A 10,288-nucleotide genomic window follows, 5' to 3' on the forward strand; every position below is an offset into this window, starting at 1 on the left:
AGTTATCTCGCTAAATTTAAACTTTTATAATAATTTTTTTGTTATACATCGCCCAAAGAATTATTAGCCAGAATAGTACGAAGCTAATTGCCCAGGCCAGCGATGCATTAATTGGAGAAAAATGGGATGAGAAACCGGAGTAAAGCCAGGATTGTAAGGTTATTTCCGAACCGTTGCTGTCTTTAACGTGAATCATACCCAATATCCGAGGGATTAAACCCGAAAGAAAAAATACTGTTATTGCATTTACCCCATATACCACAAAAGGTTTCGTAAACCGATTGTATTGGTGAACATCAATTACCCAATAGCATAATGCCAGAATTACAGTTGCTAAACCGCCTGTATACAAAACAAAAGAGCTTGTCCATAGCGCTTTATTAATAGGGAACTGCAAATTCCATAACAAACCTAAAACTACGGCTGTGCAACCTGTCGTAAATAGCCAGGCTACTTTTGAAGCTGCATCAAGATCTTTGCGCTTTAGATAGATGCCAACTAAAATTCCAAATAACCCAGTTGCAATCGCAGGAACTGTACTAAGAATACCTTCCGGATCCCATGTTTTAGAAGATTTCCATAGATGAGCCTCGGTTAATATACTTCTGTCTAACCATGCACCAAGATTGGTTTCTTTTTCCAGATTAGCATAACCGAAACCCGGAACAGGGGCAAATGTCATTAGTGCCCAATAAATGGCGAGTAAAGTAATCAGTATCCTGAATATGTTCTTTTCAGAGTTTTTAAGGAATATGATAGATGAAATAAAAAACACTACAGCAATTCGTTGCAATACTCCGGGGATGCGTACAAGTTGAAAGGCACCAATAGGATCAGTAAATACTTTGGGAAATAGAGATAAAAATAAGCCTAGCCCAAATAGAATAAGTGCCCTTTTAAAAGCTTTTAGGATGGTTTTGTTATGTGTTGTAGGATCTGTTTTTTTGCTTCCCATTGCATAAGCAATTGAAACACCAACTATAAACAGAAAGAAAGGGAAAACTAAGTCGGTAGGCGTGCAACCATTCCATTCAGCATGTTCAAGAGGAGCGTAGATGTTGCCCCAATCTCCAGGGTTATTTACAAGTATCATGGCCGCTACCGTGGCGCCTCTAAAGAAATCAAGTGATAGTAATCTTGCAGGTGTATTAGCCGCGGCCGAAATGAAAGTCATGAAAGAGGGATTAATTACGAAATAATCGCTATTGCGTAAACACAATAGCGATTATAAATATAATTAAAATTTATAGCGTACAAAGGCTTCCATAGCCTCGTAATTTGCTAATCCTAAATCGTCGTAAGCCTGAGCAGTTTCTCTGTTTCTGTCCTCAGCTCTTTGCCAGAATTCTCTAGCGTCATCACCAGGGAAAACGGCTCTGTCTTTTTGTGACTGATGTTTGAAAATAGCGAATTTCTTTCTTTCCACTTCTTGAGGACTAAGTGGAACAGCCATTTCAATTTCATGAGTTTCAAATTCCTGCCATGCACCACGGTACATCCATAACCAGCAATCTTTAACCCAGCTCTCAGTTTTTGCTAAGCGTTTTAATGCTTCCAAAATGATATTGAAACAAACGATGTGCGTTCCATGTGGATCTTCAAAATCGCCTGCAGCAAATACTTGCTCTGGTTTTACCTTTTGTAAAAGGTCCATTGTTAATTGAACATCAAGGTCGGTAACAGGGTTTTTGTTAACTTTTCCACTTTCGTAAAAAGGAAGTGCCATGAAATGGATATGGTCATCATCAAGACCGCAATAACGAGCACCTGCAATAGCTTCTCCTTTTCTGACTAAGCCTTTTACAGTTTGTATCTCTGGAGTATCAACCTGATTTGGTTGTTTTTTCTCCAGAAATGAACGCATATTGTTGTACAGGCCTTTTAATTCGTCACTACCAAGACCCATTTTGTCAGAGAAATCAATACTAAATTCAACAAAACGAAGGGCATCATCATCCCATACTGCAGTATTACCAGAAGTTTGGTAAGCTACGTGTACATCATGTTTTTGATCTACTAAACGGATGAAAGTACCACCCATTGAAATTACGTCATCATCAGGGTGCGGAGAGAAAATGATTGAACGCTTTTTAGCAGGTTCAGCTCTTTCCGGTCTTTGTGAATCATCGGCATTAGGTTTACCACCTGGCCATCCGGTAATCGTATGTTGTAATTTATTAAAGATGTCGATGTTGATGTTATAAACAGGACCTCTGTCAATAGCAAGCTGAGCCATACCATTGTTGTTATAGTCATCTTCAGTAAGTTTAAGAACAGGCTTACCTAAATGATTTGCCAACCAGATTACTGCTTTTCTTGTGATTTTTTCATCCCAAACACAGTCTTTTACTAACCAAGGCGTATCAAAACGGGTTAATTCAGAAGCCGCATCTTTGTCCAGAATGAATTCAACATGTTCAGAAAGTTGTAGGTAAGTTGCAGGAACTTCACCTGAAATTTCTCCCTCAACAGCTTTTTTAATGATGGAAGCTTTTTTTCTGTTCCATGCCATCAATATAATTTCACGGGCTTTGAAGATAGTACCAATACCCATGGTAATTGCTTTTGTTGGTACAAAAGATTTACCACCAAAATCTCTTGCAGCATCACGTCTTGTAAGGTCATCAAGAGTAACTAAACGAGTACCGGAATTTGGTGCAGAACCCGGCTCATTGAAACCAATGTGACCGGTACGCCCAATACCTAATATCTGAATATCTAATCCACCCACATCTCCAATCTTCTTTTCATAGGCAAGGCAAAAAGCAGGGATTTCTTCCAGGCTCAATGTCCCGTCAGGAATGTTAATATTGTTTTTGTCGATGTCGATGTGAGCAAACAAATGCTCATTCATAAAAGAAACATAGCTTTGAGCAGCGTCTGGCTGCATTGGATAATACTCATCCAGGTTAAACGTGATTACGTTTTTAAAGCTCAAACCCTCTTCTTTATGCATTCTTACTAATTCTGCATACACTGCAATAGGTGTAGCTCCAGTAGCTAAACCTAAAACAGCATGAGTGTTATTCTTTTGTTTTTCTTTAATCAGATCCCCGATACGTTTAGCCACGCTAAGTGAAGCGGCTTTAGGGTTTTCAAAGACAGAAACGGGTAATTTTTCAAAACGCGTTTCTTCCAGAAGATTTAATCTTGCCATTTAATTTTGTTCTTAAAGTTTGTACGGAGCAGTAAATATAGGGACTCTATTGGGTATAACAAGAATTTTAATTTGGTAAAAAGGCCAAATTTAATTTGCTAACTAATTGTTTTTGTGGATTGTATTTTACACAATCGATTGAGATGTTGAGTTTAAGCGGTTTTTGGAAATTACAAGTCTCGAAATATTTTTTAATTAACTCGTAATTTCCTAGTAGCTTCTTTGGACTTTATGGGATTAGTTATCTTGCAGGCACAAAATTTTAACTATGAATGCTAACTGGACCAGGATTTTTCGGACAATCGAAAAAAAGGAAAGATTAATAATCGGATTAATGTCGGGCACGTCGCTTGATGGACTGGATATTGCACTGTGTCGTATTAGTGGAAGTGGTGCCAGTACAAAGGTTCAGGTTCAGGATTTTAAAACAGTTTCATACGATAATGCTTTTAAGGCAGAGGTTAAATCTATATTTTCAAAAAGAGATGCCGACCTGCAAATGGTGTGCTTAATGAATGAAAAAATAGGGTTATTACATGCAGAGATGATTTTGCAAGCTATTGCGGCTTGGGGTGTAAAGTCTGAGGATATAGATGTAATTGCAAGTCACGGGCAAACTATTTTTCATGCTCCCGCCTCTTTGCATCAAATGCCTTATTATCCAAATGCCACCCTACAAATAGGCGATGGCGACCATATAGCAGTAAAAACAGGCATTGTTACTATTAGTGATTTTAGACAAAAACACATTGCTGCGGGAGGCGAAGGTGCACCACTGGCGGTATATGGCGACTATTTATTGTTCTCTGAAAAAGGAGAAGATCGGGTAATGTTAAACATAGGTGGGATAGCTAATTTTACCTATTTACCAGGGGATAATGATGCCGTCAAAGTATTTTCTACAGATGTTGGGCCGGGAAATACATTGATGGACCAATTTGTTCAGCATCATTATAAAGGGTTATATTTTGATGAAAATGCAGCGATTTCTAGTGGGGGAGTGGTTAATGATAGTCTTTTAAAGGAATTAATGCAGAATGATTTTCTATCCGCAGGATTTCCTAAAACAACCGGGCCGGAATTGTTTAACCTTAAATATTTACAGGCCGCCCAGGAACGATCAAATACCCTTAATCTTGGTAACGAGGATGTAATGGCAACTTTATGTCGCTTTTCTTCTCAGATTATTGTTAACGCGATCAAAAAATGTTTTGGAAATACCTTATCACCGTCTATATATATGAGCGGGGGTGGGATGCACAATCCGTTATTGGTAAAGCAACTTAAAGATGGATTGCCTGATGCAAAGTTTTATACAACTGAAGACCTGCAAATAAATCCTGATGCTAAAGAAGCGGTTCTGTTTGCTGTACTTGCCAATGAGACATTGATGGGAACTGCCATTGATTTTGGCAATAGAACGGGCGTGCCATCAATTTGCATGGGGAAAATCTGCTTGCCTTTTTAAAGAATTTGAAGGCGTTTTTTTATTAGAGACCTATCTCTTATTTTCATACTTTTGCACTAAAGTATTTATTTATGGCAACTTTTACTCTTACTACTGAGACCTGGAAAAAGGTTAAAATTAAATTTTTAAGAAAATATCGCGATTTGGCATCAGTAAATCTTTCATTTACTCCTGGTCAGGAAGATCAGCTTGTTGAGCAGCTTATGGGTTTGGTTAAAAGAGACAGAGCGTACGTTGAATTTACCATCAAAAAAGCACTTGCCGATCCTGACGGAAACAGACTTTAGGTTTCATTTGGTCTGTTTTTATTTGTAAGTTTACCTTTAATCAGATTGGTGAACGATGAAACAATACAGACTAGCTGCCCTATTTGCTCTTATAGCCTTTGCTACTTTAACCTGGTCTTTTAAAGAAGACTTGTTTCAGGTATCCAAAAACCTGGACATCTTTGCTTCTCTTTATAAAGAGATAAATATCAATTATGTTGATGAGACCAATCCATCAGATTTGATGCGCAATAGCATTGATGCGATGTTGGATAATCTGGATCCCTATACCGAATACATTCCCGAATCTGAAATTGAAGATTATAAATTGAAATATGTGAGCACACAATACGGTGGTATTGGTGCCAGTACAATTTCAATTGAAGGTAAGCTGTTTGTGAACGAAGTAGTTGAAGGATATCCGGCAGATAAGCAGGATGTAAAACCTGGTGATCAATTGGTGAAAATAAATGGCAATGAGGTAAAAGGAAAAGATCGTAATCAGATCAGTCAATTGCTAAGGGGGCCAAAAGGTTCTGCTGTTGATGTATTGATGATCAGAGACGGTTCTGTAATTACAAAAACGCTGGTTCGTGATGAAATAAAGCAGCCTAATGTGCCATATTCGGGCATGACTGATGATAATATTGCTTATATCCGTTTAGATAAGTTTCTTGAAAACTCCGCTCAGGAGGTAAAGGATGCTGCAGTTGCATTAAGCAAGCAACAGCCAAAAGGAATGATCCTTGATTTAAGATACAATGGCGGCGGTATTTTACAGGAAGCAGTTAAAATAGTTAACCTCTTTGTTAGTAAGGATGTGTTAGTGGTAACCCAGAAGGGTAGGAATCCTCAAAAAACTATTGCTTATAAGACCATTAGTGAGCCTTTGCTATTGCAAATGCCATTGGTAGTTTTGGTTGGTGGTTCTTCGGCTTCGGCCTCCGAAATTGTTGCTGGGTCATTGCAGGATCTTGATAGGGCAATTATAGTTGGCCAAAGAAGTTTTGGTAAAGGGTTGGTGCAGCAAACGTTTAATTTGCCTTACAATAGCCTTGTTAAGGTTACAGTAGCTAAGTATTTTACTCCTTCGGGAAGATGCATTCAGGCTTTAGACTATGCTCATAAAGACGCTAACGGGAAAACATTAAAGTTTGCTGATTCATTGGCTCATAAATTTAGTACCAAGGCAGGTAGAAGCGTTTATGATGGAAACGGGGTTTACCCGGATGTGGTTGTAGCTTCAAATAGACCAAGTCCTATTACAATGTCTATTATGAGCAAAAACTTGTTTTTTGACTACGCTAACGACTATAAAAAGAAAAATAAAACTATTGCTCCGGCTGTGGGCTTCCAATTAACTGATGCTGATTATAATCAGTTTGTAGCCTCTTTAGATGGTAAAGATTATTCGTACACCTCACGCACTGAGCGCTTATTATCTGATTTACGAACAGAAGCTGAGAAAGAGAATAAATTAGCCGCTGTTAAGGCAGATCTTGATGATCTAAAGGATAAGATGCTTGGCGCTAAGAAAACGGATCTGGTAACTTACAAAGCAGAAATAAAGCGTGTTTTAGAAACACAGATAGTAAGTCGTTATTATTACGAGAAAGGTAAGGTTATTCAGGCCTTTCAATATGATAAAGAGCTTCAGGCAGCTAAAGCTCTTTTAAATAGTCCATCTAAAATGCTGGCGGTATTAAAAGGTGAGGGTGAATATAAAACTATAGGCAGCCCCACCAAAACGATTGCAGCAGTAACAACCGCTGAAAACTAATAGTTATTCAGCGTGATGTAGTTTTACAACTAAACCATCCATTGCAGGGTTTAGTTGTAGCTGGCAGGCAAGTCTTGAATTTGGAAGTACATCCGGTAAAGTATCAAGCATTGCATACTCATCATCAGTCATTTCATTTAACTTTTCTTCGCCTTCAAGCACATCTACGCAGCAGGTGGCACATAATGCCATTCCACCGCAAGTTGCAAGAATATCGTATTCGCATGCTTTAAGGTACTCCATTAAGCTTAATCCCATATCCACTGGGGCTTCAAGAGTAGTTAAGCTGCCATCAGGGTTTTGTACGTGTAGGGTAATGTTATTTTCTTCCATGCTTAAAATTCTGATACGCCGTTTACAGTGGTGTATTTCATGGTGTATTTAACACCTGGGTTCATGTATTGGTATGCACTGTGGCTCATTAAAGCAGCCTCGTGGAATCCACAAAGGATTAGCTTTAATTTGTTAGTGTAAGTATTGATGTCGCCAATAGCATAAATGCCCGGTATGTTTGTTGAATAATCGTCGGTATTAACTTCAATAGCACTTTTATTGATGTTTAAGTTCCATTGCTCGATTGGACCTAATTTAGGACTTAAGCCGAATAAAGGAATTAAATGATCTGTTGATATTGCAGTAGTTTCAAGGCTCTTATTATGAATAAGCTCTACGGTTTCAAGTTTTCCATTTCCAGAAACTGAATTAAGGTTGCTGTTTAAAACAAGGTTGATGCGACCGCTTTCAGCCAACGCCATTACTTTGTTTACAGAATCAGGTGCACCACGGAAGCTTTCGCTGCGGTGTACCAAAGTTAATTCATCAACAATGTCAGCTAAGAATATAGTCCAGTCAAGTGCTGAATCACCACCACCCGCAATAATCATTTTCTGACCACGGTATTGCTCAGGATCGAGGATCATGTAATTAACACCTCTTCCGTTCTCGAATTGCTCTAATCCTGAAACAGCCGGTTTACGTGGCTCAAAGCAGCCTAAACCACCTGCAATTACTACAACTTTAGATTCTATAATAGTACCCATGTTGGTAGTAAGCACAAAATCACCTTCACCACGTTTTTCTAAACCTTCAATACGTTCACCTAAAGTAAAACCCGGGTGGAAAGGTTTTCCTTGCTCCATTAGGTTGTCAATAAGCTCCTGAGCTAATACTGTAGGGTAGCCAGGGATGTCATATATAGGTTTTTTAGGATATATTTCAGATAATTGACCACCCACCTGCGGTAAATAATCAATTAAATGGCAGCGCATTTTTAATAGTCCTGCTTCAAAAATTGCAAATAAACCTACGGGTCCGGCGCCAATTATGGCTATATCAGTAGAAATCATGTGTTTAAAATTTGTGCGAATTTACAAACTTTTGTTTTAATAACGATGCTATTTATAAATAATCTACATACTCCCTAGAACTTATGAAGGCAAACTGAGCTAATATTTTACTTATCTTTGTTTTATTGATGAATAAGAACATATATTTTGCCTCTGATTTTCATTTAGGCTCTCCAGATTTTTTTGAAAGTCGTAAGCGGGAAGATCGCATTCTTCGCTGGTTAAATGCCATTGAGCCAACATGTAGTGAGCTTTTCCTGATGGGAGATGTTTTCGATTTTTGGTTTGAATATAGAACAGTTATACCTAAAGGCTTTATTCGCTTGCAAGGTAAACTGGCGAATATGACTGATGCCGGAATTAAGATCTATTTTTTTAAAGGTAACCATGATATGTGGGTTAATGACTATTTCACGAAGGAAATGGGGATTGAAATTATAAGTGATGAGCTTGTAATTGAAAGAAATGGCAAGAGATTCTTTTTACATCATGGTGACGGATTAGGGCCTGGCGACAGAAAATATAAGTTGTTGAGAAAAATCTTTAGAAATCCTGTGTGTCGTTGGTTGTTTTCTTTAATTCCGCCCACAATTGGAATGGGAATAGCAAACGGCTGGTCGAAAAGCAGCAGAGCTGCAAGTAGTAAGGAAGAGGTTTTTGAAGGAATCGAGAAGGAATGGCTGGCTATTTACGCTAAAGAATTGCTGGTAAAACAACATTACGATTTTTTTGTTTTTGGTCATAGACATTTGCCCTTAGATCTGGATTTAGGAGGAGGAGCTCAGTATGTTAACCTGGGCGAGTGGTTCAATTTTAACTCCTATGCGGTATTTGATGGGGAGGTGTTGAGCCTTAAATATTTTGAAAAAGAGTAAGGTGTTTTTTACGTAACGTGCTGATCCTATAATTTTTTAGTGTCGTTAACTGAAAAAGCCGTATTTTTGCTGCCCGAATAAAAAACCTGTTATCACAATGAAATATGCTGTTTATAAACAGATTGAGTTATTGTTGCTAACGGTACAATTATAAAGTTTCTGAAAAAAAGAATATGTTAGAGAAATTAGAAGCAATTAAACTGCGTTGGGAAGATGTTGAGGAGCAGTTAAGTAATCCTGACACGATGCAGGATATGAAGCGTTTTGCAGCTTTAAATAAGGAATATAAAGATTTAGGTAAAATTGTAGAAGAGTATAAAGTCTACAAGAATGTGATGAGCAACATCGACGCAAACAAGGAGATCTTAAGTACTGAGAAGGATCCGGAAATGCGTGAGATGGCTAAAGAAGAACTTGATTTGCTACTGGTACAACAGGAAGAATTAGAAGAAAAAGTTCGTTTGATGCTTATTCCCGTAGATCCTGAAGATGCAAAGAATGCTGTATTTGAGATTAGAGGTGGTACCGGTGGTGATGAAGCTGCTTTATTCGCTGGCGACTTATATAGAATGTATAGCCGTTTCTTTGAACAAAAGGGGTGGAAAGTAGAAACTGTAGATGTTACTGAAGGTACGGCTGGTGGATACAAAGAGGTGATCTTGAAAGTTAGCGGTGAGGATGTTTATGGTCAATTGAAATATGAGTCGGGCGTACACAGGGTTCAGCGTGTACCTGATACTGAAACTCAAGGACGTGTTCATACATCGGCTGCATCTGTAGCTGTTTTGCCTGAAGCTGAAGAAATCGACCTTTACATCAATCCAGCAGATATCGATCTGCAAACATCAAGATCTGGTGGTGCAGGTGGACAGAACGTAAATAAGGTTGAAACTAAAGTTCAGTTAACGCACAGGCCTTCTGGGATTGTTGTTGTTTGTCAGCAGGAGCGTTCTCAGCTAGGTAATAGAGTTATTGCAATGGAGATGCTTCGTAGTAAGTTGTACGATATCGAATTGCAGAAAAAGAATGGTGATATCGCTGCCAGACGTAAAACTATGGTATCGACTGGTGACCGTTCAGCAAAGATCAGAACATACAATTATCCTCAAGGCAGGGTTACTGATCACCGTATCGGTTTAACACTTTATAATTTAAGTGGAGTGATGGATGGCGGTGTTCAGGAATTAATTGATGCATTACAGTTCGCTGAGAATGCAGAAAAGATGAAAGAAGGATCTGTTATTTAAAAATAATTGGCAGATAATTAGCGAGTTATAACTGTTTTGAAATAAATGTTGTAATTTTAAATAAAGGCGCTATATTTGCAATCCCGAAACGAAACAAAGAAACGAAAATAGGGAAAACGGACCGGTAGTTCAGCTGGTTAGAATGCCGC

The 10,288-nt window shown here is 38.4% G+C and carries 9 protein-coding genes; 5 read left to right on the forward strand and 4 right to left on the reverse strand.

Annotated elements, in window-relative coordinates; genetic code table 11:
* Positions 1-16: 16 nt before the first annotated feature.
* Together J1905_RS11730 and nagB are read right to left on the reverse strand one after the other, a co-directional pair.
* Positions 17-1,174, reverse strand: a complete 1,158-nt coding sequence (locus J1905_RS11730; RefSeq protein ID WP_214227420.1) for an acyltransferase family protein — start codon at positions 1,172-1,174, stop codon at positions 17-19.
* A 63-nt stretch (positions 1,175-1,237) separates the two neighbouring features.
* Entirely contained in the window at positions 1,238-3,157 is a 1,920-nt protein-coding gene (nagB, locus tag J1905_RS11735) for a glucosamine-6-phosphate deaminase (RefSeq protein WP_214227421.1), read from the reverse strand.
* A 268-nt stretch (positions 3,158-3,425) separates the two neighbouring features.
* On the opposite strand from nagB, the gene J1905_RS11740 reads away from it, so the two are divergent.
* The 3 genes from J1905_RS11740 (at position 3,426) to J1905_RS11750 (ending at position 6,671) form a co-directional block, all read left to right on the forward strand.
* On the forward strand, positions 3,426-4,625 hold the full coding sequence (locus tag J1905_RS11740) for an anhydro-N-acetylmuramic acid kinase (protein ID WP_214227422.1): 1,200 nt from the start codon (positions 3,426-3,428) through the stop codon (positions 4,623-4,625).
* Between the two features lie 71 nt (positions 4,626-4,696).
* Positions 4,697-4,912 (forward strand): hypothetical protein, encoded by a 216-nt coding sequence (locus tag J1905_RS11745; protein WP_214227423.1) that lies wholly within the window; start codon positions 4,697-4,699, stop codon positions 4,910-4,912.
* 55 nt (positions 4,913-4,967) lie between these two features.
* Positions 4,968-6,671, forward strand: coding sequence for a S41 family peptidase (locus J1905_RS11750; RefSeq protein ID WP_214227424.1), 1,704 nt, complete (start codon positions 4,968-4,970; stop codon positions 6,669-6,671).
* Between the two features lie 3 nt (positions 6,672-6,674).
* Here the strand turns inward: J1905_RS11750 and J1905_RS11755 are convergent, their stop codons facing one another.
* Positions 6,675-7,004: a 2Fe-2S iron-sulfur cluster-binding protein gene (locus J1905_RS11755; protein ID WP_173093896.1), complete on the reverse strand. Its 330-nt coding sequence runs from the start codon at positions 7,002-7,004 to the stop codon at positions 6,675-6,677.
* A gap of 2 nt (positions 7,005-7,006) precedes the next feature.
* Positions 7,007-8,017, reverse strand: a complete 1,011-nt coding sequence (locus J1905_RS11760; RefSeq protein WP_214227425.1) for an NAD(P)/FAD-dependent oxidoreductase — start codon at positions 8,015-8,017, stop codon at positions 7,007-7,009.
* Between the two features lie 128 nt (positions 8,018-8,145).
* Between J1905_RS11760 and J1905_RS11765 the strand changes: the two genes are divergently transcribed.
* On the forward strand, positions 8,146-8,892 hold the full coding sequence (locus J1905_RS11765; protein WP_214227426.1) for a UDP-2,3-diacylglucosamine diphosphatase: 747 nt from the start codon (positions 8,146-8,148) through the stop codon (positions 8,890-8,892).
* Between the two features lie 173 nt (positions 8,893-9,065).
* Positions 9,066-10,139, forward strand: coding sequence for a peptide chain release factor 1 (gene prfA / locus J1905_RS11770; RefSeq protein ID WP_048908307.1), 1,074 nt, complete (start codon positions 9,066-9,068; stop codon positions 10,137-10,139).
* The last annotated feature ends 149 nt before the right edge of the window (positions 10,140-10,288 follow it).

It is taken from the genome of Pedobacter sp. B4-66, from assembly GCF_018492665.1.
Classification (GTDB): Bacteria; Bacteroidota; Bacteroidia; order Sphingobacteriales; family Sphingobacteriaceae; genus Pedobacter.